Origin of the sequence: Mycobacterium avium subsp. avium, assembly GCF_009741445.1 — a bacterium.
Lineage (GTDB): Bacteria > Actinomycetota > Actinomycetes > Mycobacteriales > Mycobacteriaceae > Mycobacterium > Mycobacterium avium.
This window is the reverse complement of the sequence record NZ_CP046507.1, coordinates 3,789,335-3,813,301: the sequence shown is the minus strand read 5'-3', so window position 1 is coordinate 3,813,301 and position 23,967 is coordinate 3,789,335. Positions and strand designations below refer to the sequence as shown.

The 23,967-nt window shown below is 69.8% G+C and carries 19 protein-coding genes and 3 pseudogenes; 15 read left to right on the top strand and 7 right to left on the bottom strand.

Annotated elements, in window-relative coordinates; genetic code table 11:
* Positions 1-277: 277 nt before the first annotated feature.
* The 5 genes from MAA44156_RS17740 to MAA44156_RS17720 are packed head-to-tail and all read left to right on the top strand — an operon-like array spanning position 278 to position 7,709.
* Positions 278-3,529 carry a thioester reductase domain-containing protein gene (locus MAA44156_RS17740; protein ID WP_009978604.1) on the top strand — a complete coding sequence of 1,084 codons (3,252 nt, stop codon included), beginning with the start codon at positions 278-280 and terminating at the stop codon, positions 3,527-3,529.
* 30 nt (positions 3,530-3,559) lie between these two features.
* Complete coding sequence (locus MAA44156_RS17735; protein WP_003878881.1) at positions 3,560-4,468, top strand: metal-dependent hydrolase; 909 nt, start codon at positions 3,560-3,562, stop codon at positions 4,466-4,468.
* A 2-nt stretch (positions 4,469-4,470) separates the two neighbouring features.
* Positions 4,471-5,400 (top strand): alpha/beta fold hydrolase, encoded by a 930-nt coding sequence (locus tag MAA44156_RS17730; protein ID WP_009978603.1) that lies wholly within the window; start codon positions 4,471-4,473, stop codon positions 5,398-5,400.
* A gap of 2 nt (positions 5,401-5,402) precedes the next feature.
* A complete protein-coding gene (locus tag MAA44156_RS17725) occupies positions 5,403-6,485 on the top strand; it encodes a PDR/VanB family oxidoreductase (RefSeq protein ID WP_023879558.1) in 1,083 nt (360 codons plus the stop codon).
* A 45-nt stretch (positions 6,486-6,530) separates the two neighbouring features.
* The gene (locus MAA44156_RS17720) at positions 6,531-7,709 is read left to right on the top strand and encodes a cation:proton antiporter (protein WP_009978601.1); all 1,179 of its coding nucleotides are present in this window, start codon (positions 6,531-6,533) and stop codon (positions 7,707-7,709) included.
* A gap of 46 nt (positions 7,710-7,755) precedes the next feature.
* Here MAA44156_RS17720 and MAA44156_RS17715 read toward each other — a convergent pair whose 3' ends face one another.
* On the bottom strand, positions 7,756-8,811 hold the full coding sequence (locus MAA44156_RS17715; RefSeq protein ID WP_009978599.1) for a hypothetical protein: 1,056 nt from the start codon (positions 8,809-8,811) through the stop codon (positions 7,756-7,758).
* A 93-nt stretch (positions 8,812-8,904) separates the two neighbouring features.
* On the opposite strand from MAA44156_RS17715, the gene MAA44156_RS17710 reads away from it, so the two are divergent.
* The 3 genes from MAA44156_RS17710 (at position 8,905) to MAA44156_RS17700 (ending at position 11,989) form a co-directional block, all read left to right on the top strand.
* Complete coding sequence (locus tag MAA44156_RS17710; protein WP_009978598.1) at positions 8,905-10,188, top strand: hypothetical protein; 1,284 nt, start codon at positions 8,905-8,907, stop codon at positions 10,186-10,188.
* 45 nt (positions 10,189-10,233) lie between these two features.
* Positions 10,234-10,524, top strand: a complete 291-nt coding sequence (locus MAA44156_RS17705; RefSeq protein ID WP_003874663.1) for a YiaA/YiaB family inner membrane protein — start codon at positions 10,234-10,236, stop codon at positions 10,522-10,524.
* A gap of 130 nt (positions 10,525-10,654) precedes the next feature.
* A complete protein-coding gene (locus MAA44156_RS17700) occupies positions 10,655-11,989 on the top strand; it encodes an acyltransferase family protein (RefSeq protein WP_023883970.1) in 1,335 nt (444 codons plus the stop codon).
* On the opposite strand, the pseudogene MAA44156_RS17695 reads toward MAA44156_RS17700, so the two are convergent.
* Both MAA44156_RS17695 and macS read right to left on the bottom strand, forming a co-directional pair.
* Positions 11,953-12,614: pseudogene (locus MAA44156_RS17695) on the bottom strand (response regulator). The gene MAA44156_RS17700 and the pseudogene MAA44156_RS17695 sit on opposite strands and share 37 nt — an antisense overlap.
* Positions 12,604-13,764, bottom strand: a pseudogene (macS, locus tag MAA44156_RS17690) (MacS family sensor histidine kinase). Before macS ends, MAA44156_RS17695 begins: the two co-directional pseudogenes overlap by 11 nt.
* A 142-nt stretch (positions 13,765-13,906) precedes the next feature.
* Between macS and MAA44156_RS17685 the strand changes: the two are divergent.
* A complete protein-coding gene (locus MAA44156_RS17685) occupies positions 13,907-14,881 on the top strand; it encodes an Acg family FMN-binding oxidoreductase (protein WP_009978591.1) in 975 nt (324 codons plus the stop codon).
* Here MAA44156_RS17685 and MAA44156_RS17680 read toward each other — a convergent pair whose 3' ends face one another.
* Entirely contained in the window at positions 14,882-15,337 is a 456-nt protein-coding gene (locus MAA44156_RS17680; protein WP_009978590.1) for a pyridoxamine 5'-phosphate oxidase family protein, read from the bottom strand.
* Between the two features lie 174 nt (positions 15,338-15,511).
* Here MAA44156_RS17680 and dosR point away from each other — a divergent pair, with 174 nt between their 5' ends.
* Both dosR and MAA44156_RS17670 read left to right on the top strand, forming a co-directional pair.
* Positions 15,512-16,180 (top strand): hypoxia response regulator transcription factor DosR/DevR, encoded by a 669-nt coding sequence (gene dosR / locus MAA44156_RS17675; protein WP_009978588.1) that lies wholly within the window; start codon positions 15,512-15,514, stop codon positions 16,178-16,180.
* Positions 16,177-17,832, top strand: coding sequence for a sensor histidine kinase (locus MAA44156_RS17670; protein WP_009978587.1), 1,656 nt, complete (start codon positions 16,177-16,179; stop codon positions 17,830-17,832). The genes dosR and MAA44156_RS17670 overlap by 4 nt, the downstream gene beginning before the upstream one ends.
* 27 nt (positions 17,833-17,859) lie before the next feature.
* Here MAA44156_RS17670 and MAA44156_RS17665 read toward each other — a convergent pair whose 3' ends face one another.
* Together MAA44156_RS17665 and MAA44156_RS17660 are read right to left on the bottom strand one after the other, a co-directional pair.
* A complete protein-coding gene (locus tag MAA44156_RS17665; protein WP_009978586.1) occupies positions 17,860-18,543 on the bottom strand; it encodes a PAS and ANTAR domain-containing protein in 684 nt (227 codons plus the stop codon).
* A gap of 125 nt (positions 18,544-18,668) precedes the next feature.
* Complete coding sequence (locus tag MAA44156_RS17660) at positions 18,669-19,112, bottom strand: Hsp20/alpha crystallin family protein (RefSeq protein WP_031351479.1); 444 nt, start codon at positions 19,110-19,112, stop codon at positions 18,669-18,671.
* Positions 19,113-19,263: 151 nt separating this feature from the next.
* Between MAA44156_RS17660 and MAA44156_RS17655 the strand changes: the two genes are divergently transcribed.
* Positions 19,264-19,626 carry a MerR family transcriptional regulator gene (locus tag MAA44156_RS17655; RefSeq protein WP_009978583.1) on the top strand — a complete coding sequence of 121 codons (363 nt, stop codon included), beginning with the start codon at positions 19,264-19,266 and terminating at the stop codon, positions 19,624-19,626.
* Positions 19,627-19,700: 74 nt separating this feature from the next.
* On the top strand, positions 19,701-20,237 hold the full coding sequence (locus MAA44156_RS17650) for a DUF1360 domain-containing protein (protein WP_009978581.1): 537 nt from the start codon (positions 19,701-19,703) through the stop codon (positions 20,235-20,237).
* A 12-nt stretch (positions 20,238-20,249) separates the two neighbouring features.
* Here MAA44156_RS17650 and MAA44156_RS17645 read toward each other — a convergent pair whose 3' ends face one another.
* A complete protein-coding gene (locus MAA44156_RS17645) occupies positions 20,250-21,554 on the bottom strand; it encodes an NAD(P)/FAD-dependent oxidoreductase (protein WP_009978579.1) in 1,305 nt (434 codons plus the stop codon).
* 331 nt (positions 21,555-21,885) lie between these two features.
* Here MAA44156_RS17645 and MAA44156_RS17640 point away from each other — a divergent pair.
* Positions 21,886-22,589 (top strand): annotated as a pseudogene (locus tag MAA44156_RS17640) (GAF and ANTAR domain-containing protein).
* Between the two features lie 167 nt (positions 22,590-22,756).
* A complete protein-coding gene (locus MAA44156_RS17635) occupies positions 22,757-23,938 on the top strand; it encodes a zinc-dependent alcohol dehydrogenase (RefSeq protein WP_003874678.1) in 1,182 nt (393 codons plus the stop codon).
* Positions 23,939-23,967: the final 29 nt, after the last annotated feature.

Below are 23,967 nucleotides of genomic sequence, written 5' to 3'. Positions count from 1 at the left end.
CGGGAATTCGTAGATCAGCAGATCAGTATTCTCGGATCAGGGAGCGCCGTTCCTCCTGGTAAATCAGCACGTATGTACTGAAGTACGTATCGGCGTAGCTCAGGATCGGCGTATTCAATTCGGGTGCTTCAATTCAAGCTGTGAATGCAATGTGTAATGGCCATTAAGGCCCTCAACTGCTTTGCTCCGCACCGGCCGGCGGGACTACATTGGTTTCATATTCATGATTGCAAGTCGTACTCGGCTGAGCCCAGCCTGGAAAGGGGATAGCTCGACTATGGAGACGCTGATCGATTACCTGCACCTGTGGGAAGAGCGCAGGCCCGAGCAAACCCTCTTCCGGTTCGTCGACGTCGACGGCCGCGAACTCGAGCACTACACCTACCGCAGCTTCGCCGAGCGCACCCGCGAGCTGGCCGCCTACCTGTCCACCGAGGCCGGGCTGCGGGCGGGTGACCGTGCGCTGCTGGTCTACCCGCCGGGCCTGGAGATGGTGGCGGCCCTGTACGCCTGCGCCCGCATCGGCGTGATCGCCGTTCCAGTCAGCCCGCCGCTGCCGATGTCGTTCGAGTCCGGGCTGGCCAAGCTCGGCTTCATCGCGCGCGACTGCCAGGCCCGGGCGGTGCTGTCGACCAAGCAGTTCGAGTACGACTTCCGGATGCTGCTCGGTCAGCGCCACGGCGGGCAACCCTGGTCCGACGCCGGCCTGCCGGAGCTGCCCTGGTTCGCCACCGACGGCGCCCAGGAATTCGGCGGCGCCCCGGTGCCCGACACCCCTGGCGACGTGCTGTTCCTGCAGTACACCTCGGGCTCCACCAGCGATCCCAAGGGCGTCATCGTCAGCCACAAAAACGTCATCGCCAACGTCTCCGCCTTCACCGGCGGCAGCGAGGTGCTGGTCTCCTGGCTGCCGCAGCACCACGACATGGGCCTGATCTCGGCCTACATGTTCATCCTGCTGCAGGGCGGGACGACGCACGCCATGTCGCCGCTGGACTTTTTGGCCCGGCCGTCGGCCTGGCTGCGGCTGATCAGCGACGTGCGCGCCACCCACACGCCGGTGCCGAACTTCGCGCTCGAATACTGCCTGCGTGAGGACAAGGTGCCCGCGGCCGAGCTGGCCGGCATCGACCTGAGCAGCCTGGAATGCATCGTCGTCGGTGCGGAACCGTTGCGCGCCAACACCTTCCACCAATTCCGTGAGCGGTTCGCCCCGTACGGCCTGCGGCCCGAGGCGCTGACGGGCGCCTACGGCATGGCCGAATCCACCCTGATCGTGTCCATCCGCGGGCGCCAGACGCTGACGGTGAACAAGCGCGGCCTGGAAAAGAACGTCGCGCGGGTGGAAAAGGCGCTGCCGGAGAACAGTAACCAGGTGCCGCTGGTCAGCTGCGGCAAGCCCCTCGAGGAAACCGTGGTCCGGGTGGTCGACCCGCAGACGCGCCAGGCGCTGGGTGAGGGCCGAGTCGGCGAGGTGTGGCTGGCAGGACCGTCCAAGGGCCGCGGCTACTGGAACCGTCCGCAGCTCACCGCCGAGATGTTCGAAGCCCGCCTGGCCGGCGACGACGAGCACAGCTATCTGCGCACCGGCGACCTGGGCTTCCTCTACGAGGGCGAGCTGTTCGTCTGCGGCCGCAGCAAGGACCTGATCATCGTCCGCGGCGTCAACTGCTACCCCTCCGACATCGAGGCCGTCGTCGAGCGCTCGGCCAAGCAGGTCCGTGGCGGCTGCGTCGCCGCGCTGTCCGTCGAGCAGGACGACCAGGAGGCGCTGGTGGTGGTCGCCGAGGTGCGCGACGAGCACAACCTGCCGGACGCCCGGGCGTTGGCCCGCGCGATCCGCCGGCACTGCCACATCGATCCGCACACCATCGTGTTCGCGCCGCCGCGCAGCATCCCCAAGACCACGTCGGGCAAGATCCGCCGGGCCAGCACCCGTCAGCTGTGGCTGGACGGCGCCCTGCCGACGTTCTCCAGCTGGGTGAACCCGGCGGCCACCCGCGGCCACGACGGGACGGCCGCCGGGGCGGGCCCGCTGGAACGCTTCGCCAACCTCATCGAGAGCTACGACCTGACCGGCGACGAGGACTGCTCGTTCGCCGACCTGGGCATCGATTCGTTGGCGCTGGCCGAACTGCGCAACGACATGCAGGCCCTGCTGGCCGAGCACGGCGCGGCGGAGTTGGCCGACGAGGTCAACACCCGCCTGCTGCAGCGCCTGACGGTGGCCGAATTCTTCTCTCTGATAAGGCAATTCAGCGAGGGTTCCGGGCAGCCGCTGGACGCGTTGCGCCGGGCGCTGGATCAGATCTCCGCCGAGTACGAGGCGCACGAGGCCGCCCAGATGCGCGCCGACGCGGCGCTGCCGCTGCCCGACCCGGCGCCCGCCCGCGCGGGCACGCCCACCGACATCCTGCTGACCGGGGCGACCGGCTTCCTGGGGCCGTTCCTGCTGAGCAGCCTGTTGGCGCGGACGCCCTACACGGTGCACGCGCTGGTCCGGGCCACCGACCCCGGGCACGGGCTGGACCGCATCGTCGCCTCGCTGCGCAAGGCCCAGCTGTGGACACCGGCGCTGGAAGCCGAGGTGCGCGCCCGGGTGCGGGTGATCTGCGGTGATCTCGCCGAGCCCGCGCTGGGCATCGGGGAGCCGGCCTTCGCGCGGCTGGCGCGCGACGTCGACGCCGTCGTGCACAACGGCGCGTTGGTCAACTACGTGCGCACCTACGATGCGCTGCGGCCCACCAACGTGGAGGGCACCCGAGAGTTGTTGCGGCTGGCCATGACCGACCACGCCAAGACCTTCCACCTGGTCTCCAGCACCTTCATCTACGGCTGGAGCACCCAGCCGGTGGTGGGAGAGTGGGACGCCAACGAGAAGATGGCGGGCCTGGACTTCGGCTACTCGCAGACCAAGTGGGTGGCCGAGCAGTTGGCGCTGGTCGCGCAGCGGAAGGGACTCGACGTCCGCATCTACCGGCCGTCGCTGATCTCGCCGACCCGCAGCGGCTTCGGCAGCCAGGACGACATCCTGGTGCGGCTGACCGCCTTCATGATCGAGCACGGGCTGGCCGTCAACGCGCTCAACCAGATCAGCCTGCTGCCGGCGGATTTGATCGCCGATCACATCGTCGCGCTGATGGATCTGCCGGACGAGTCGGGCAGCGTGTTCAACATGACCGCCGACGACTACTACAACCTCACCGACGTGACGCGGATCCTGTCCGAGCGGTACGGGTACCGCTTCGACTACCACGACATCGATTCGTTCGCCGAGCAGCTCAACCGGCGCTGCACGCCGGAGGACCAGATGTATCCGCTGGTCGATTTCCTCACCCGCTCGGCGGACAAGATCGCCGCGATGCGCGACAAGCGCTACGACAACACCCAGTACCGGCACCGGCGCGGGCTGGTCCCGGTGCGGCTGCGGGAGCCGGCGCTGACCGAAACGGTCGACCACCTGGTGCGGTTCTTGCGCACCGAGCGGATGATCACTGAGGTGGAGGACGAGGCGCAACGCAGCGCCTGACCGGCGCGCTACTCGGAAGGGAAGACGACGATGTTCACCGTCGACGACAAGGCAACCGGCCCGCATGACGCCGCCCTCGATCACGAGCGGATCGTCCTGCAGGCCCGCGACGTCGACTTCGACTGGTCGGCGCTGCCGTTCTACTACGTGCCGGGGGAGCCCTTCACCACGCACTTCTGCAACGTGTTGCACCTGCTGCTGCCGGCCGGTGAGGAGTTCATCGTCGAGGCGTTCAAGGACACCCTGCCGCTGATCAAGGACGATCAACTGCGGCGCGACGTGCAGGGCTTCATCAGCCAGGAGGCCATGCACTCCCAGGCGCACGCCGGGGTGCTCGGGCACTTCGCGGCCAAGGGCATCGACGTGACCCCGTTCACCGACCAAATGCGTTGGCTGTTCGGCCAACTCATCGGTGACCGGCCGCGCTGGAGCCCGCGCCGACGGCAGAGCTGGCTGCTGGAGCGGGTCTCGATGGTGGCCGCGCTCGAGCACTACACCGCGATCCTCGGCGAATGGATCCTGGACACCCCGCAACACGACGCGCTGGGCACCGATCCGGTGATGCTGGACCTGCTGCGCTGGCACGGCGCCGAGGAGGTCGAGCACAAGGCGGTCGCCTTCGACACCATGAAGCACCTGCGCGCCGGGTACTGGCGGCAGGTGCGCACCCAGCTGCTGGTCACCCCCGCGTTGCTGTGGCTGTTCATCCGCGGCGTGCGGTTCATGTACTCGGTCGACCCGCACCTGCCGCCGGGCAGCAAACCGCGCTGGCGCGACTACTTCTCGGCGGCGCGCCGCGGTCTGGTGCCGGGGCCGTTCGAGTTCCTGCGGGTGATCGGCGCGTACTACACGCCGGGCTTTCACCCGTCGCAGCTGGGCGGGGTGGGGCGCGCGGTCGACTACCTGGCCCGCTCACCGGCCGCCCGGGCCGCACACTGACCATGACCACCGAAGTGGCCTCCACCACGGTCACCGCCACCGACGGCGTGCGACTGGCGGTGCACACCTACACCGGGATCGACCCCGCACGGCTGACCGTCCTGGCCATCCACGGCTATCCCGACAACCACCACGTGTGGGACGGGGTGGCCGCGGTGCTGCGCCGCCGTTTCAACGTGGTGGCCTACGACGTGCGCGGCGCGGGCCAATCGTCAACGCCGCCAGAGCGTTCCGGCTACCGGCTGGAGCAGCTGGTCGCCGACGTCGACGCGGTGATCGGCCGGCTCGGCGTGGACAGCGTGCACCTGCTGGCCCACGACTGGGGCTCCATCCAGGGTTGGGCGGCCATCACCGACGAGTCGGTGATGGGCAAGATCGCCTCGTTCACCTCGATCTCCGGCCCGCACCTGAACTACGCCGGCCGGTTCCTGCGCTCGGCGCGCACGCCGGGCGGCGTCCTCGACGTCGTCAAGCAGGTCCTGGCGTCGTCCTACATCTGGTTCTTTTTGGCCCCGGGTGCACCGGAGTGGGCGATCCGGTCCGGGGCGACCGTGAAAGTCTTTGAGGCAGTTGAACGTATCGGCGGCTCGACCGCCGGCGCCCAGCGCGGGTCCGGGTACCGGTCGACCGAGGACTACCTCAACGGGCTCAACCTGTACCGGGCGAACATGCCGGGACCGATCCTGTCGCCGCCGGCGCGGCTGCCGCAGACCTCGGTTCCGGTGCAGGTGCTCGTCGCCCGCCGGGACTACTTCGTATCGCCTGCCCTGCAACGGTTCACCGGCTCCATCCCGGACGGCAGTCGGGTCGTCCCGATCGACGGCGGACATTGGGTGGTCAACTCCCATCCCGACGTCATCGCCCGGCTCACCGGCGACTGGGTCGACCTGACGACGCGGCCGGCGGGCGGCCACCACGCGGGACAGACGTGAGGATGACTATGGCACAAGCGATTTGGGAAAGCATTCCGGCCGACCTGTACGGCCGCCGCAAACGCGACCGGATGTACACGGCGTTGTACGGCGTAGGTGCGCTGTTCGGCGGCCTGGCGTCGGCGTCGCGGTGGACACCCGCGCGGGTGGTTCCGGTGCGCCGGACCACCACCGCGGTGGTCACCCAGCGCGAGGAGCTCGCACCCGACGTGGTCGCCTTCACGCTGGCCGACCCGCACGGCGGCCTGTTGCCGTCCTGGACGCCGGGCGCGCACATCGACGTCCGGTTGCCGTCGGGCCGGCGCCGGCAGTATTCGCTGTGCGGCCCGCCGGGACGGCGCACCGACTACCGAATCGCGGTGCGGCGCATCGAAGACGGCGGTGGCGGCTCGATCGAGATGCACGACACCTTCAGGGTGGGCGACGCCCTCGAGTTCGAGGGTCCCCGCAACGCGTTCTATCTCGTCACCGACGAGCGTGACGTGTTGTTCGTGATCGGCGGCATCGGGGTGACGCCGATCCTGCCGATGATCCAGACCGCCCAGCAGCACGGGATCGATTGGCGCGCCGTGTACGCCGGGCGCAGCCGCGACTACATGCCGCTGCTGGACGAGGTCGTGGCCGTGGCGCCCGAGCGGGTCAGCGTGTGGGCCGACGACGAGCGCGGCCGAATCCCTACCGCCGCAGACCTGCTCGCCGAGGCCGGGCCGGCGACCGCCGTGTACGTGTGCGGGCCCACCGCCATGCTGGAAGCGGTGCGCACCGCGCGCGACGAACACGCCGACGCGCCACTGCACTACGAGCGGTTCGGGCCGCCGCCGGTGGTCGACGGCGTCCCGTTCGAGCTGGAGCTGGCCCGCTCGCGGCGGGTACTCACGGTGCCGGGGAACCGCTCGGCGCTGGACGTCATGCTCGACCGCGATCCGGCCACCCCGTATTCCTGCCAGCAGGGATTCTGCGGCACCTGCAAGGTGAAAGTGCTTGCCGGGCAAGTGGATCGGCGCGGGCGCACCGTCGAGGGCGACGACGAAATGCTGGTCTGCGTCTCCCGGGCGAAAAACGACCGCCTGGTCATCGACGCCTGATCTATCCGCCCGCGCCCCGGTGTTGCGCCGCCGGTTCTGCGTGGCGTGCAGAATGAGCGGGTGCAGGGATTCGGCTTCCACACCCTGGCGCTGCTGACCGCCGTCGGTTTCGCCGGTCCGTTGTTGGCTTCGGCGAAGCGATTTCGCATACCGGTGGTCATCGGTGAGCTGATCGCGGGCCTGGCGATCGGCCGGACCGGCTTCGGTGTCGTCGACGTCGCCGACCCGACGTTCCAGCTGTTGGCGAACATCGGCTTCGCGTTGGTGATGTTCGTGGTGGGCACCCATGTTCCGCTGCGCGCCCGGCTGATGCGCTCGGCGTTGCCGGCGGCGCTGGCCCGCGCCGCGCTGGCGGGCGGCATCGCGGCGGTGCTGGGTGTCGCGCTGGCGGTGCAGTTCGACACCGGGCACGCGGCGCTGTACGCGGTGCTGATGGCGTCCTCGTCGGCGGCGCTGGCGCTGCCGGTGATCGATTCGCTACGGCTGCGCGGACCGCGGGTGCTGTCGGTGACCACGCAGATCGCCATCGCCGATGCCGCCTGTATCGTGTTGCTGCCGTTGGTGATTGACATCCGACGGGCGCCGACGGCGGCGCTGGGCGCGCTGGCGGTGGCGGGTTGCGCGGCGGCGCTGTTCGTGTTGCTGCGCGCGGCCGACCGCAAGGGCTGGCGCAGACGTCTGCACGCCTACTCCGAGCAGCACCGGTTCGCGCTGGAATTGCGGACCAGCCTGCTGGTGCTGTTCGCGCTGGCGGCGCTGGCGGTGGCCACCCAGGTGTCGATCATGTTGGCGGGCTTCGCGGTGGGCCTGGTGGTCGGCGCGGTCGGCGAGCCGCATCGGTTGGCCCGTCAGCTCTTCGGCATCACCGAAGGGTTTTTCAGCCCGCTGTTCTTCGTGTGGCTGGGCGCCTCGCTGCAGGTGCGGGAGCTGGGGGCGCACCCGCAGCTGATCCTGCTGGGCGCCGGCCTGGGATGCGGTGCGGTGCTGGCACATTGCGCCGGCAGGCTGCTCGGCCAGCCGCTCACCCTGGCGGTGCCCTCGGCCGCGCAGCTCGGGGTGCCGGTGGCGGCGGCCACCATCGGCACCCAGCAGCACCTGCTGGCCCCGGGTGAAGCCTCGGCGCTGATGTTCGGTGCGCTGCTGACCATCGCCGCCGCATCGATCGCGGCCGGGCTCGCGGCGCGCCGCCAGGGTGCTCCCGAACCGGGCGAGCCCGCCGAGTAACCGCGGGCGCCACCGATTCTGTTCGAGCGCAGCCGGTCTCGATGGCCTACATCGGCCCGGGAAGCTCTCCCAAACTGGAAAGCTCGGCATGGACGGGTTCGATGGCGGCCCGGTACTGCTCCTCGCTGAGGGTTTTTGTGTAGTAGCGGTTCATGCGCAGCTGGTATTGCTGGTCGCGCAGTTGCCGGATGCGGTCGAGCCTGGCGCTGTCGGCCTCGGAAAGTTCGAGTTGCTCGATGCCGATGTGGCCGGCCATGACCTGCTCGATCGGCGAGAGCCGGTAGCCGCAATGGGCGAGCAGCTCGAGATAGGCCTTGCGGTACGGTCGTTCGCCGACGCGCCACGTGTCGCGCTCGGTTCTCCATTCGAACGCGGCCAGCACCATCGCCAGGATCACGACGTTGGGCCGGGCCTCCGCGTGGGCCCGGGCCGCGAAGTCCTCCGGAGGGGACTCGTTGACGCCCAACAACTTTGCGGCCAGAGCCATGCTGGCCGGGCAGTGCAGCTCGGTCAGGTAGTGAAAGTTGCGTGCGATGAAGACATCGATCCACGGCGGGGGAGCGGCCAGCAGGGTGCGCCGAACCCAGTCCCGGCGCGTGCCGGCGACGGCGGCGGCGCGCCGGTCCAGCTCACGCAACATCACCCAATCCCGCTTGGCGTCGGCGGCCGCCTCGGATTCCAGTTTGTCCGGTCGGCAGCCGGTGAAGGTGGGGCACCCTATGATCTCGTCGAGCGGCAAAGGCCGGGCCCGGTCGAAGGTGAGGTACGACGCATAGACGTCCAGCTCGGGTAGTCCAGTGCGTCGGGCCAACTCACCCAGCGTTGTTTTGCCGGCCGACAACCGACAGATTTGGTCCTGCTGTCCGAGGTCGTCGCGGGTGTAGATGAGGCCGATCTCCTGCTGCTCATCGCGACGAGTCCCGAGGTACACGCGCCAACCGGCCGGTCCGGCGATTCCCGGCAAGAAGTGCGAGGAAATCTCGACCAGTAGGTCGTCGACGGTGGCCGATTCGGGGAAAACCCAGAATTCGCGGTGCGACTCGACATCGTCGCCCATGGCGACCGAGCTGCGGTCCACGGACACCTTGACCGTGTCAGTCATATCTGAGCCCTCACTGCCGTTGGACCTACAAAAGTATCGAAACCGCGCCGCGTTCCGGGATCAATTGCGTGGCCGCTGCGTCATGCTTAGGCGATGCCGAAGAAATCGCTACTGGCGCAAGCGCGGCCGGAATCCGGGTCGGGGGAGTACGTGCTGGGGACGTGGCGGGCCGCCGCGCTGAGCATGGCGGTGATCGCGCCCGCGGCGTGGTACGGGCTGGGCGCGCTGCTCGGCGCGGCGGTGATGATTCCGGTGATCTACGCGCTGGCGCGGTTGCGTCGCCATGCGCCGCAGGCGCGCAGTACCGCCGAGTTGATCGGTGCCACCCTGGGCCGGAAAGCGGGGACGGCCGCGGGCATCGTTCAGTTGCTCGCCTACCTGGTGCTGGCCGCGCAATTCGCGGCCACGCTCGGATTGCAGCTGCTGCAGCTGCTTTCGCCCGGCGACGATCCCGCCGCGATCGTGTCGTGGCTGCCGGTCGGCGCCGCGGCCGCGGCGCTCGTCGTCGGCGCCGCCGCCTGTTGGGCGTCGACCCGCGCCGTGGCGTCACTGGCGATGCCGCTCGTGCTCGCGGGCCTGCTGCTCTACGTCTGCCTCGCGGTGGCGGTGACCGCCCTCGTCACGCTCAGCACCGATCCCGTCGTCATCGGGTCGGCGGCAACGCCGCGCCCGCCGTCCGGCCAGCTCGTCGGCTTCGGCCTGGGGATGGTCGGCGTCGAACTGCTCACGGTCCGCACCCCGCGCATCGCCAGGCCGGGACGGTCCATGTCGCTGGCCACCGCGGTGGTGGCAGCGGCGGCGGTCGTGTTGTGGGTGGGCGATCACCGCGGTGTGGCGGGGCCGTGGCGATGGAGCGCCACGATGCTGGCCGAGGCGGTGCCCGAGTTCTACACCGACGAGGGCCGGCGGTGGATGGCGGCGGCCGGCATCGCGTTGGCCGTGGCCGCTGCGCTGGTCACGGGATGGGCCGCGACGCGCGCCGCCGCGGGCCTGGCGGCCATGCGCGGGGCGACACCGAACGCGGGTCTGCGACTGGCGGTGATGGGGCTCGTCGCGGTGGTTGCCGTCGTGGTATCGGCGCACGGCATGCGCTCGATCGGAATGGTCATCCTGGGCGCGGCACCCCTACTCCTGATGGCGCTGTACGTGCTTGTCGCAGAGGCTAATTCGCGAATCCCCGGCGACAGCGTGGTGGCCTGGTGGGTGCGGCTGGTGATGCCCGCGCTGGCGGTGGTGGCGGTGGTCAAACCGCTGGTGGACTCCCAGTTCGCGCCGGTCCAGGTGGCGACGGTGGTCGCCGCGGCGATCGGGGTAGGCGCCGCGGGCGCGGCGCCCCTGCTGGCGCGGCACCGCGAACGCACCGCGAAATCTGAGTAGTCTTACGGATCCCCGCGGGCGGTGCGCTGCCGCAGGCTTATCGGCATGACCGTTCCCCACACCATGCCGAAAACCACCGCCGCCTTCTTCGTTCAGGCCGCCGTCGCGTTCGCGATCAGCTTCGTGGCCGCGCTCGGCGGGATCTACTTCCTCCCGCTCGACCCGTGGCCCCGGTTGTTCCTCGGCGTCACGTTCCTGTTCCTGGTGTCGAGCGCGTTCACCCTGGCCAAGGTGATCCGTGACCAGCAGGAGGCCGCCACCGTGCGGGTACGACTCGACGAGGCCCGCATCGAACGGCTGCTCGCCGATTACGACCCGCTCAACACCGCGAACTGAGTAGTACCACTGCGCCGTAACGCGTAGAACCGCGCAGGTCCGCGCCCGCGCCATCGGCGACGCTTCCCTCATTGCACGACTTGTGCTCCACCACAACGCATCCGCATCAGCAGAAGGGCATTTCGCTTCCATGACAACTCCTGTGAGATTTCCCGACGCGGCCGAGGTGGCCGCGCGCACACCGGCCGACCGCGATCGCGTGCTGGACGTCATCCGCATCGTCTCCCTGGGCGGCGTGGTGCTCGGCCATACCGTGATGGCGGCCAGCATCATTCGCGACCACGTCTTGATCTGGGACAACCTGCTCACCACCTCGGCGCTGTTCCAGGCGATGACCTGGTTGCTGCAGATCATGCCGCTGTTCTTCTTCGCCGGCGCGGCGGCCTGCGTGTCCTCCTGGACACCCGGCACCAACTGGGGAGGCTGGTTGATGAGGCGCTGCACCCGGCTGTTCCGCCCGGTGTTCTACTATCTGGCGTTCTGGGCGGTGACGCTGACGGTGCTGTATCAGGGTCTGCCGCAACACATCTACGAGCCGATCGCCGGCGTCAGCACACAGCTGCTGTGGTTCCTGGGGGCCTACGTCCTGGTGCTGGCCGCCATGCCCGTGCTGTACCGCATCACCAGCACCGGGCGCCTTGCCGCCGGCGTGGCGGCGGTCTACGGGGCTATCGCGCTGATCGACGTGATCCGGTTGCACTGGCCGGCGCTGATGCCGCTGGGTTACCTCAATCTGGCCGTCTGGCTGATTCCGGCCATGTTCGGGGTGGCCTACCGTCGCGGCCTGCTCGGTGGGCGTGCCGCGCTGGCCGTCGCCGCCGCCTTCTTCGCCGCGGATGTCGCCCTGGTGCGCTGGGGCCCGTATCAGCTCAGCATGGTCGGCACCGGCGACCACCACCTGTCCAACACCAGCCCGCCGTCGCTGCTGCTGGCCGGGCACGCAATCATCTTGAGCGCGTTGGCGATCGCGGCCGCACCGGCGATCGCGCGCTGGGCGCAGCGGCCGCGGGTGTGGTGGTGGACCGCCATCGGCAACTCCGGCGCGATGACCCTGTACCTGTGGCACATGCCGGTGCTGCTCGGCGTGCACCTGGCCTTCGATTACCTCGGCTGCCCGCGCTTTCCGGGCGCGCCGGACTTCCTCGCCATCAGCGTCGCGCAGGTGCTCCTGGTGGTCGTCGCCGTGGCGGTGCTGTTCGTCGCGCTGCGGCCGCTGGAGAACAACCCGCTGTCCGGCTGGGACGGCGCGCCCGCGGTGATGTCGCGCGGGTGGGGTGCGGCCGTCGGTGCCCTGCTGTGCGTGGCCGGCGTCGCGCTGCTCGCCGCGATCAGGTGGGGGCTCAAGGACGACGGGCTGGTCCGCATGGCCGTGGTGGTGGCCGCGCTGGTGGCCGCGCGGATCGTGGCCCAGCACGCCGGCCCCGCGGGTCACGGCTCTTCGTCGAGGCCGTGTTCGATGGCGTAGCGGGCCAATTCCACCCGGTTGGCGACCTGCAGTTTGCGAAACGTCGCCTGCACATGGTTTTCCACCGTGCGGTGGCTCAGCGAGAGCTTCTCGGCGATCTGCTTGGCGGACAGCCCTTTTGCGACATACCGCAACACCTCCGTCTCGCGGTCGGTGAGCCGGGGGCGGGTGGGGCCGTCGTCCTTGCTCTGCGCGATGCGCCGGTATTCGCCCAGCACCAGCCCGGCCAGGCTCGGGGTGAACACGGCCCGCCCGGCGGCGGTGTCCGTCACCGCCTGCGCCAGTTCGGCTTTCGAGGCGCTCTTCACCAGGTAGCCGGCCGCGCCTGCCTTGACAGCCTGCAGGACGTCGTCGCGTTCGTCGGAGGCCGACAGCACCAGCACCCGCGACGAGGCCGAGACCGCCAGCACCGCGGCGGTGGCCTGCGCACCGTCGCCGTCGGGCAGCTGCATGTCCATCACCACCACATCGGGCCTGACCACGCCCGCCGCTGGGCGGTGGCCACCCCGTCGGCGGTGGCGACCACCGCGAAGCCGCTTTCGGCCAGGTCGCGAGCCACCGCGTCACGCCAGATCGGATGGTCGTCGACCACCATCACCGTCGTGGGCGTCGCGTCATCCGTCATGGCTTCCCTCCCGGCGCGGCACGCACAACTCCCATTCGGCGCCGGCCCCGGGCTCGCTGTGCCGTTCGGCGGTGCCGCCCAGCGACGCCAACCGTCCCACGATCGATTGGGAGATGCCCAGGCGCCCCTGGCGCGCCGCTTCCTCGACCCGGCCGGCGGCGATCCCCACACCGTCGTCGCGGACACTGACCAACACGGAATCGCCGAGGTCCTCCACGAGCACGAACGCGTGCGCCCCCGGGCCGGCGTGGGCGACCACGTTGTCCAACGCGTTGCCCACCGCGGCGTCGAGTTCGGTTGCGGCCCAACGCCCCAACCTCACCGGCGTGCCGGGCAGGCTGATCGACACCCGATCGGATTCCCGGCGTCGCAGCAGCGTGCGCAGGTCGACGGTATCGCCGTCGGCGTCCCGATCGATATCCGTACACGCCAGCCAGCGCCGCAGCGCGCGTTCCTGCTCGCTCGCCAGGTCGGCGAGTTCGGTTGTGGCGCCGCCGATTTCGTGCCCCTTCTTGGCGACCAGCGCCAGCACCTGGATGGCCCCGTCGTGCACCTGGCGGGCCAGCCGGTCGCGCTCTTGCGCCGCGGCGGTCAATCGGGCCGCGCGTTGCAGCTCGTTGTGGGCGCGCCGCGCGGTCTGCGCGGCCATCCCGATCGCCATGCCGATCGCCAGTTCGATGATGACGGTGGCGTTGTGCCCGAGGTTGAGCGCGAAGTAGTTCTTGACGGCGAAATTGGCGGTCATCACCGCCAGGCCCGTCAGCATGCCGCCCACCGGGCCGAACTGGATGGCGGCCGAGATGGTGGGATTGCTGGCCCACAACGTCGTCGGCCAGGTCTGGTTGTCGGCCGCCCAGTGCGGGCTCGCAACGAGGTTGTTCGACCACATCAGCAAGACGACGACCACCAGCTCGGCCAGCACCCACGCCGGCTTGCGGCCGAAGCCCCGCAGATAGGCCAGCGCGCAGGCCGCGCTCCAGCCGATCAGCCCGGCGAAAAGCACTCAACCCAGCACGGGGCGAAGCAGATCCGGGTTGATGGCGATCTGGAAGCCGGTGGCGTAGAGGCAGCTCAGCAGGCGGAACACTTGCGCCGCGCGCCACAGCGGCGTGGTGGGATCGGGGCCGTGATTCGCCATCGTGGTCAGCATAAGGGCGGATCGGCCGGCGGCGGGCCGGCCACGGATATCGGCCGAAAGTCCCTCCGGCTAGAGCCGTCGGGCCCTCGCGGTGCCGCCGAGGACGCGTGATCGTGGATACCGCAGGGCGCCAGGCGAGAAGAGGGGGAATCTCATGAACACCGGCTTCCCGGATCCGGAAACGGTCCGCACGGCACTGGCGCTGGCGTCTCGAGCCCCCTCGGTGCACAACACCCAACCGTGGCGGTGGCGCATCGATCCGGCCGGCCTGCACCTGTACGCCGACCCCGCCCGGCAACTGCCCCACACCGACCCCGACGGCCGCGACTTGATCCTGAGTTGCGGCATCGCCCTGCAGCACTGCGTCACCGCGTTCGCCGCCGTCGGCTGGCGGTCCAGGGTGCGCAGGCTGCCGGATCCCGACGACCCGGATCACCTTGCGACGCTTGAGTTTTCGCCCCAGACCGCCGACTACGTCGACGTCGCGCTCGCCGCCGCGATCCCGCGCCGGCGCACCGACCGGCGCCACTACAGCTGTTGGCCGGTGCCGGTCGGCGACATCGCGCTGATGGCGGCCCGGGCGGCCCGCGCCGGGGTGACGCTGTACCAGGTGCAGGACGTCGGCGGCCTGCACGACATCGTCGCGCAATCGATCCGCGACCACCTGACCAAGGACTATCTGGCCGAGCTGACCACCTGGAGCGGGCGCTACTTCTCGGTGTCCGGGGTGCCCGCCCGCAACACCCCGTTCCCGGATCCGGCCGCCAAGATCCCGACCCGGTTGTTCGCCGGCGCGGCGCTGCCGATGGCGCCGGGCTCGTCGGCCGGCGACGACAACGCCGTGGTGCTCGCGCTGGGCACCCGTCACGACGACCGGCTGGCGCGGCTGCGCGCCGGCGAGGCCACCGGGGTGGTGCTGCTCACCGCCACCTCGGCGGGGCTTGCCAGCTGCCCGGTCACCGAACCGCTGGAGACGCCGCAGACGCGCGCGGCGGTGCGCGCCGACATCTTCGGTGACGGCCACCATCCGCAGATGCTGCTGCGGGTGGGTTGGGCGCCGATCAACGCGGACCCGTTGCCGGCGACCCCGCGCCGCGACCTCGCCGACTTCGTCGAGTGGGTCGGCTGATCAGCCCGCCGGTGACCTGAACCGGAAGCGGCGGCCGGTGACGCTCTCGGGAACGATGCGTACATAGTGCGTCTTCTCCGACCTGGTCCACGGCAGCACCTGCGCGCGCTCGGCCTCCTCGATCTCCTCGGTAGTGCGCAGCGAGCGGGCGATGCCCCGGATGATCACGGTCCACGCCCCGGCGACGTTGTGGTCGTCGACCTCGAACAGCACCCGGTTGTTGATCGCCGCGCTGATCAGCTTGGTGCCCTCCGCGGTGCGGAACAGCACGGTGCGGCGCTGCACGACGTAGTTGACCGGGAAGATGTCGGGCTGACCGTCGGCGTGGGTGACCAGCCGGCCCAGCGTCAGGCCGCGCAGCAGATCCCAGCACTCGTGCACCGGCAGGATCTCCACCCCGTCATCGGTCACCGGCATCGCGTCGTCCCTTTCCGCGCCCGCGGTGTTGAGCCGCAATGAATCACTGCCGCAATGGGTCACTGCCGCAACGCTATTGGCCGGCCCCGGGTCGACGCGGCGGCCGAAGGTCCTCTGCGGTCGGGACCAAAGTCGTTGAACCAGTTACGCCCCGACCCGCAGGGAGCCGAGAATGTGGGATATTGGACTGGTCTGCCGACAGGAAGGCTCGCCATGGTCAAGGTGTTCCTGGTCGACGACCACGAAGTCGTCCGCCGCGGACTGTGCGATCTGCTCTCCTCGGATCCCGATCTGCGGATCGTCGGCGAGGCCGGCACGGTGGCCGAGGCCAAGGCGCGGATACCGGCGGCGCGGCCCGACGTGGCCGTGCTCGACGTGCGGCTGCCCGACGGCAACGGCATCGAGTTGTGCCGCGACCTGCTCTCCGAGCATCCCGACCTGCGCTGCCTGATGCTGACGTCGTTCACCTCCGACGAGGCGATGCTGGAGGCCATCCTGGCCGGCGCCAGCGGGTTCGTCATCAAGGACATCAAGGGCATGGAGCTGGCCCGGGCGATCAAAGACGTGGGCGCCGGGAAATCGCTGCTGGACAACCGGGCCGCCGCCGCGTTGATGGCCAAGCTGCGCGGCAGCGCCGCGCAGGCGGACCCGCTGTCGGGCCTGACCGAACAGGAACGAACGCTGCTCGGGCTGCTCAGCGAGGGCCTGACCAACCGGCAGATCGCCGCGCGAATGTTCCTCGCGGAGAAGACGGTCAAGAACTACGTGTCCCGGCTGCTGGCCAAACTCGGCATGGAGCGCCGGACCCAGGCGGCGGTGTTCGCGTCGAAACTCAACCAGCAGGCCGGCCGTCCGCCGACCCCACCGGACTGGCCGGGGTGACCGGGAACCGGTTCGACGAACTGGCGGCCGCGCGCGATCAAACCGAGAAACTGCTGCGGGTGATCGCCGAGATCGGCGCGGGCCTGGATCTCGACGCGACGCTGCACCGGATCATCAGCGCGGCAAGGGAATTGACGTCGGCCCCGTACGGTGCCCTGGCCGTGCGCGACCGGCATGCCAACCTGATCTCCTTTGTGCACGAAGGCATGGACGCCGAGACGGTGCGGCGCATCGGGCACCACCCGGTCGGCAAGGGGCTGCTCAGTCTGTCCCTGCTGGACACCCCGGCGCTGCGGATGGACGACCTGACCGCCCACCCCGCCGCCGCCGGATTCCCCGAGCACCATCCGGCGATGCGGGCCTTTCTCGCGGTGCCGATCACCATCCGCGGCGCGGTGTTCGGCAACCTGTATCTGACCCACGTCGATGAGGCGCGGGTGTTCTCCGACGCCGACGAGATGGCCGCGCGCGCCCTGGCTTTCGCGGCGGCGGTCGCCATCGACAACGCGCAGGTCTTCGAGCGCGAGCGGATGTCGGTGAAATGGATCGAAGCCAGCCGCGAGATCACCACCGCGCTGCTGTCGCGCACCGAGCCGCACCGGCGCCCGATGCAGCTGATCGCCGAACGCGCCTGCGCGTTGACCGACGCCGAACAGGCCATCGTGCTGGTGCCCGCCGACCCCGGGGAGCCCGGCAACCCGGAGGTGGACACCCTGGTGGTCTCGGCGGCGGTGGGCCTGCCCGCCGCCGACGTGCTCGGGCAGCGGGTCCCGGTGCGCGGCTCCACCAGCGGCGCGGTCTTCAAGTCCGGCGAACCGCTGATCACCGACGAATTCCGTTATCCCATCCAGGCTTTCACCGATGCCGGGCGGCGACCGGCGATCGTGATGCCGCTGCGCGCCCGCGACGAAGTGGTCGGGGTGATCGCGATCGCCCGCGGCACCGAGCAGCCGCCGTTCGACGAGAGCTATCTGGACCTGGTGCGCGACTTCGCCACCCACGCCGCCATCGCGCTGGTGCTCGCCGCGGCGCGCGAGGACGCGCGGCAGCTGGCCGTTTTGGCCGAGCGGGAGCGCATCGCGCACGACCTGCACGACCACGTCATCCAGCGGCTGTTCGCCGCCGGCATGGATCTGCAGGGCACGCTGGCCCGGGCGCGGTCGCCCGAGGTGGCCGACCGGCTCAACCGGACGCTCGACGACCTGCAGACGATCATCGAGGAGATCCGCACCACGATCTTCGCGCTGCGCTCCCCGGCGGCCGTCGCCGGCGACTTCCGGCACCGCATTCAGCGGGTCATCGCCGAGCTGACCGAGAATCGCGACCTGGTCACCACGGTGCGCATGGACGGTCCGATGACGGCGGTCGGCGCCGAGCTCGCCGAGCACGCCGAGGCGGTGACCGTCGAAGCCGTCAGCAACGCCGTCCGCCACTCGGGCGCGTCGCGGCTGACGGTGCAGATCGGTGTCGCCGACATGTTCACCCTGGACGTGATCGACAACGGCCGCGGCATCGCGTCCGGCAACACCCGTCGCAGCGGGCTGGCCAACATGACACGGCGGGCCGAGCAACTCGGCGGCAGCTGCGAGATCAGCAGCCCGCCCGGCGGCGGCACCCGGGTGCATTGGACCGCCCCGCTGCTCGACCACTGAGCACCAAAAGCCTTGGCCCGCAACAGATCATCTGCGGGTGTCGGAGGCCTTCAGGCGTTGGTGCGCGGTCAGCAGCAGGTGGTCGAATTCCGACCGCGTGGGCAGCGGCACGTCGGCGCCGCGGAAGTCCTCGGCGATCTGCTCGGCCAGCGGTCGCAGCTTGACGTTTCCTTCCTGCGAAAGCCATTTGAGCAACTCGAAGGCCGCGCTGTCGCTGATGCCGTAGATCAGCATCAGCATGCCCTTGGTTTGTTCGATGCGGGCCCGATTCCGGCTGATCTCAGCCAGTCTCGCGCTCATCATCTCCTCCTGCACCTGCTGGTGCGGGGTGGAGACGTCGATGTAGAAGCCCTGCGCCCCGATCACCTCGCCCTGTTCGTCGGTCAGCCGATCACCGACGACGACGACGTGACGGACGTTTCCGGCGGTGTCGATGATCCGGTGCCGGGTGCTGAACGCCTGATGGTTGGTGACGATCTCATCGATCGTGGCGGCGACCCGTGCCCGGTCGTCGGGGTGCTTGTGCGAGAGCACCAGCTCGGTGGTCGGAGTGATGCTGCCCGGTTCGTATCCGTGCATGCGCTGCACCTGCTCCGACCATTCCCACCGCTGGTCGGCGAAGTAGAACCGAAACCAGCCCGCGGGCTGTGTGTGGCCGCCGGCCAGCGCCTGCTCGACGTTGGCGGTCTGGCCGTCGAGATTCCAAGTCATCGTCAATCCCTCCCTCTCACTGGGCTCACCGGGCGAGAGGTGCACGCCCGAGCCCTGGAGCCGCAGGCGGGCGACGGGCGCGCGAAAGCGCCTGGCGCGTGCGGCCGCCGCCCGCCTCCGGGCGGTCAGGCGTTGACGACCTCTCGCGCGGTTTCGGTGACGGCCCGGGGTGCCTCGCCGCGGCCGACGGCGATCTTGCGCGGCTTGGCCTTCTCGGCCACCGGGATGTGCAGGCTCAGCACGCCGTCGCGGTACGAGGCCTCGATCTTGTCGGTGTCGAGGTTGTCGCCGAGCACCAGCTCGCGGCTGAACACGCCGCGCGGCCGCTCGGTGGCCAGCATCTCGCGGTTGGGGTCGAGGGCCGGCCGTTCGGCGCGCACGGTCAACACATTGCGCTCGATGTCGATGTCGAGCGACTCGGCATCGATACCGGGCAGGTCGAATTCGACCACGAAGTGCTCGCCTTCCCGCCAGGCGTCCATCGGCATCACCGCCGGCCGGGTGGCGGTGCCCAGGACCTGGTTGGTCAGTCGGTCGAGTTCGCGGAACGGGTCCGAACGCATCAGCATGATGTTCACCCCTCAGTGTGATCTAGGTGACGTGTATGTGGTTTTCTATGTTCAACAATATAGATTTGATATATCATCCTCGACAATATGACGCAACTGTGCTAAACAGATTTTCTGGGCGTTATCAGGGCATGAGCGAGGGAGATGCGCGATGGCCGACCGCCGCGGCAACGCGGGTGCTCCGGCGTCCGACCAGGGTGTTTACGGCATCTCGGTGGCCGCCGAGCTGTCCGGGATCGCGGTGCAGTCGCTGCGGCTCTACGAACGCCACGGCCTGGTCACACCGGCCCGAAGCCGGGGCGGAACCCGCCGGTACAGCGCCGACGACCTGGCCCGGCTCAAGCGGATCAGCAAGCTGGTCGACGCCGGGGTCAACCTGGCCGGCGTGGCCCGCATCCTCGCCCTGGAGGACGACAACGCCACGCTGTCGGCGGCCAACACCGACCTGCGGTCGACCAACCGAGCGTTGCGGGAAGCCGCGAAGACCGCCGACGGCGACGCGGCCACCGGCTGAGCCGCCGTCCCGGGTTGCGCCGGTCGAGTCCGGGTACCCGACGGGCTATGCCTTCCAAGCCTCGAGGTGAAGCGATGGGTGAGTTGGCCGACACCGGCGCCCAGGTGGTCGACGGTGCGCGGCGCGAAGCGCAGGCCTACCGCGGCGACAATCCCCGCCCGCTGGGCGGCTACCTGGCGGTGCTGGTCGTCTACGGCCTGGTGGTGACGGCCGCGACGCTGGCCGCCCTGGCCAGTGGCCGCAGCCTGCCGACCCGATGGCGCGCCCAGGACCTGCTGATCCTCACCCTGGGCACCCACAAGCTGTCGCGCACCCTGACCAAGGACGCGGTGACCAGCCCGCTGCGCGCGCCGTTCACCCACTACGCGGGCACCGGCGGCCCGGCCGAGGTGCAGGAGGAGGTCCGCGAGCAGAGCCAGCTGCGGCACAGCCTGGGCGAGCTGCTGACCTGCCCGTTCTGCCTGGACATGTGGGTTGCCACCGGGTTCGCCATCGGCCTGGTGTTCGCGCCGCGCTACACCCGGCTGGTCGCGGGCGTGTTCAGCGCGCTGACCGGTGCGGACTTTCTTCAGCTCGGCTACGCGATCGCGCAGCAGGCGGCGCAGGGCTGAGCCGTCGCGCGCTCAGCCCGTCTTCGGCATCGGAATGCCCTCGCTGGCGGTGAATTGCGCGTCGTCCTCGGAGGACAGCCCGATGGATACGACGGAGCGGGCGAACAGCGCGTCGGTGAGGTAGGCCAGCGACACCGCCCACCGGTTCACGCCGCGCGGAATCGCATACAGGTGATAGCCGCGGGTGACGGCCTTGGCGGGCAGCCCCGACAAGTGAATGTTGAGCGGGTTGGCCACCGCGTAACGCGGTCCGAGGTCGACCACCAGACCCAGGTTGCGGTGCTTGTATTCCTTGGCGCTGCCGTGACCCAGGCTGGCGGCCACGTTGCGGGCCAGCACCTTGCCCTGCCGGGTCGCGTGCTGGGCGGTCGGCCGGGTGATCTTGCCGGGCTGGGTGAGGTCGGGAACCGCGGCGGCGTCCCCGGCCGCGAACACGCCGGGATGGCCGGGGACCTGCAGATCGGGCTGCACCTTCAGCCGGCCCTTCTCGGTCGGCAGCCCCAGGTCCTGGATCAGCGGCGCGCCGGTCACCCCGGTCACCCAGGCGATGGTGTGCGTGTCGATCCGCGAATCATCGCTGAGCACAACGTGATCCGCGTGCGCCTCCTTGAGGGTGGTGCCGAGCCGGACGTCGATGCCGCGGCGGCGCAGCACCTTCAGCGCGGCGTCGCCCAGCTTCTTGCCCACCTCGGGCATCACCTGCTCGGCCAGGTCCAGCAGCAGGAACCGCACCGCGCCGGGATCAAAGCCCATCTGCCGGGCCGCCGCGTCGGCCAGCGCCCGCAGCTGCGCCACCAGTTCGGTGCCCGAATACGACGCGCCGACCACCACGACGGTGCGCCGGGCCGCCGCCACTCGGGGGTCGTCCTCGATGTTGGCCAGCTCCAGTTGTTCGACGAAGTGGTCCCGCAGATACAGCGCCTCGGCGGTGGTTTTCAACCCGCGGGCATGCCGGGCCAGCCCCGGGACGTCGAACAGCTTGGTGACCGATCCCGGCGTGAGCACCAGCCGGTCCCAGGACATGGAATGGCTGCGTTCCTCGGGGTCGCGGTAGGTCAGCGTGCGTCCGGCGAAGTCGACCGCGTCCACCCGGCCGCGCACGGCGTGCACGCCGCGCAGCGAATTGGCCAGCGGCACAGCGACGAACCGCGCGTCGACCACCCCGCCGGCGACGTCGGGCAGCAACGGTGTGTACAGCATGTAGTCGACGGGGGAGATCATCGTGATGTCCACCGGCGCCCGGCGCAGCGTTTTGGCCAGCCGGCGGGCGCAGGTGAATCCGGTGAAGCCGCTTCCCACGATCACAATGGAGGTCACCGCCCCGAGTGTAGGCGCCGGCCGGCCGGGTCGGAGCCCGTGCGCGATCGGGCCGCGACCGGCCCCCGGTGAAACCCGTTGAGCAGCAATGATTTCGGACCGGCGGCCGGGGCGGAGGTCGCCGTCGGGCGCGGCCGCGCGGCCCGGCCGGCCCGGCTGGGCCGTCGTTTCCGGGGCGCCGCCCGGCCGCCCGTTTCGTTATCCGGCCTTGCGCTTCGTTGTCTGGCTCATAGACTTCTGGGGTGGGTGTTGGCAGCCACGAAAATGTCAATGCCTCCCGTGATGCCGGCAGGGAAGGGCCTTGCCGCCAGACGGCTCCGGGGGTGATGTGATGCGCGAGGCCAGCACCACGATCGTCACTCAGCTGGTGGAGCTGGTGACCAGTTTGGAGCGGGAGAACAGCGACACCGCGGCCGGGCTGCACGAACTCATCGACAACGGCGTCCACCACGTCACCGGCTCCCAGTACGCGGGGATCACCCTGGCCGAGAAGAGCAAATCGGTCAACAGCGTGGCGGCCACGCATCGCTACCCGATGGTGCTGGACGCCAGAACAAGTACGGCGAGGGGCCGTGCCTGGCCGCGGCCTGGGAACACCACGTCATGCACATCGCCGACCTGGCCGCCGAACAGCGCTGGCAGCGCTACCGGCGGCACGCGCTCGAGCAGACCCCGATCCGCTCCATCCTGTCGTTCGAGCTGTTCGTCGACCGCACCAGCATGGCCGCCCTCAACTTCTATGCCGACCCGCCGCACGCGTTCACCGAGGAGTCGGTCGAGCTCGGCACCGTCTACGCCACCCACATCGCCCTGGCCTGGTCGATGATGCGCCGCCAGGACCAGTTCCGCAGCGCCCTGGCCTCCCGCGACATCATCGGGCAGGCCAAGGGCGTGATCATGGAGCGCTTCGACCTCGACGCGGTGGAAGCCTTCGAGCTGCTCACCCGGCTCTCGCAGCAGTCCAACACCCGGGTGGTCGACATCGCGGCCGCACTCATCGACAGCGAACACCCGCTCAAGCAGCGCCGGCGCTAGCCCATCGCCACCGGCGCCGGCCGGTGCTGTGCGATCAGCCGCTCGCCCAGCTCGTAGTCGTCGTCGGCGTTGTGGGTCAGCACCCCGACGACGGGTGGTACCCGCGCTGCGCGGGCTCAACCGCGGCTGCCGTTTCGGCGCCGAGCGGGCGGGTATGCGCCCCCGGCATGAAGGCTGTCACGTGGCACGGCAAACGCGATGTGCGGGTGGACTCGGTGCCCGATCCCAAGATCGAGCAGCCCACCGACGCGATCATCGAGGTCACCTCGACCAACATCTGCGGTTCGGATCTGCACCTCTACGAGATCCTCGGGGCTTTCATGAAGCCCGGGGACATCCTGGGGCACGAACCGATGGGCGTCGTGCGCGAGGTCGGCACCGAAACAGGCGACCTGCGCGTCGGCGACCGCGTGGTCATCCCCTTCCAAATCTGTTGCGGCAGTTGCTACATGTGCGGCCAGCAGCTGTACACCCAGTGCGAGACCACCCAGGTGCGCGACCAGGGCATGGGGGCGGCGCTGTTCGGCTATTCCGAGCTCTACGGTGAAGTCCCCGGCGGGCAGGCCGAGCTGCTGCGGGTGCCGCAGGCCCAGTTCACCCACATCAAAGTGCCTGTGGGACCGCCGGATTCGCGGTTCGTCTACCTCTCCGACGTGCTGCCCACCGCGTGGCAGGCGGTGGCCTACGCCGACATCCCCGATGGCGGCACGGTCGCGGTGCTCGGCCTGGGGCCGATCGGCGACATGGCCGCCCGCATCGCCGATCACCTCGGCTACCGGGTCATCGCGGTCGACCTGGTGCCCGAGCGGCTGGGCCGGGCCGCGCAACGCGGAATCCACACCATCGACCTGGCACGGCTGGACGCCGGGCTCGGTGACGCGATCCGGGACCTGACCGACGGCCGCGGCGCCGACTCGGTGATCGACGCGGTGGGCATGGAGGCGCACGGCTCGCCGGCGGCCAAGCTGGCCCAGCAGGTGGCCGGCGTGCTGCCGGACGCGCTCGGCAAGCGGCTGATGCAGACCGCGGGCGTGGACCGGCTGTCGGCGCTGTACTCGGCGATCGATGCCGTGCGGCGCGGCGGCACGATCTCGCTGATCGGGGTGTACGGCGGGATGGCCGACCCGCTGCCGATGCTCACCCTGTTCGACAAGCAGGTGACGCTGCGGATGGGGCAGGCCAACGTCAAGCGCTGGGTCGACGACATCATGCCGCTGCTCACCGACGACGATCCGCTGGGCGTGGACGACTTCGCCACCCACGTGCTGCCGCTGGAGCGGGCCCCGCACGCCTATGAGATCTTCCAGAAGAAGCAGGACGGAGCGGTCAAAGTCATACTCAAGCCGTGATCGCTTCTGCGGCAACGCATTCCGCTTCT

Excerpts from the sequence above, each read along its gene's own strand:
- MAA44156_RS17685 (WP_009978591.1), top strand. The coding sequence starts at position 13,907 with ATGAACACCGGCTTCCCGGATCCGGAAACGGTCCGCACGGCACTGGCG.
- MAA44156_RS17635 (WP_003874678.1), top strand. The coding sequence starts at position 22,757 with ATGAAGGCTGTCACGTGGCACGGCAAACGCGATGTGCGGGTGGACTCG.
- MAA44156_RS17705 (WP_003874663.1), top strand. The coding sequence starts at position 10,234 with ATGACCGTTCCCCACACCATGCCGAAAACCACCGCCGCCTTCTTCGTT.
- MAA44156_RS17710 (WP_009978598.1), top strand. The coding sequence starts at position 8,905 with ATGCCGAAGAAATCGCTACTGGCGCAAGCGCGGCCGGAATCCGGGTCG.
- MAA44156_RS17665 (WP_009978586.1), bottom strand. The coding sequence starts at position 18,543 with ATGACTTGGAATCTCGACGGCCAGACCGCCAACGTCGAGCAGGCGCTG.
- MAA44156_RS17730 (WP_009978603.1), top strand. The coding sequence starts at position 4,471 with ATGACCACCGAAGTGGCCTCCACCACGGTCACCGCCACCGACGGCGTG.
- MAA44156_RS17725 (WP_023879558.1), top strand. The coding sequence starts at position 5,403 with ATGACTATGGCACAAGCGATTTGGGAAAGCATTCCGGCCGACCTGTAC.
- MAA44156_RS17655 (WP_009978583.1), top strand. The coding sequence starts at position 19,264 with ATGGCCGACCGCCGCGGCAACGCGGGTGCTCCGGCGTCCGACCAGGGT.
- dosR (WP_009978588.1), top strand. The coding sequence starts at position 15,512 with ATGGTCAAGGTGTTCCTGGTCGACGACCACGAAGTCGTCCGCCGCGGA.
- MAA44156_RS17650 (WP_009978581.1), top strand. The coding sequence starts at position 19,701 with ATGGGTGAGTTGGCCGACACCGGCGCCCAGGTGGTCGACGGTGCGCGG.
- MAA44156_RS17740 (WP_009978604.1), top strand. The coding sequence starts at position 278 with ATGGAGACGCTGATCGATTACCTGCACCTGTGGGAAGAGCGCAGGCCC.
- MAA44156_RS17660 (WP_031351479.1), bottom strand. The coding sequence starts at position 19,112 with ATGCTGATGCGTTCGGACCCGTTCCGCGAACTCGACCGACTGACCAAC.
- MAA44156_RS17715 (WP_009978599.1), bottom strand. The coding sequence starts at position 8,811 with ATGACTGACACGGTCAAGGTGTCCGTGGACCGCAGCTCGGTCGCCATG.
- MAA44156_RS17735 (WP_003878881.1), top strand. The coding sequence starts at position 3,560 with ATGTTCACCGTCGACGACAAGGCAACCGGCCCGCATGACGCCGCCCTC.
- MAA44156_RS17700 (WP_023883970.1), top strand. The coding sequence starts at position 10,655 with ATGACAACTCCTGTGAGATTTCCCGACGCGGCCGAGGTGGCCGCGCGC.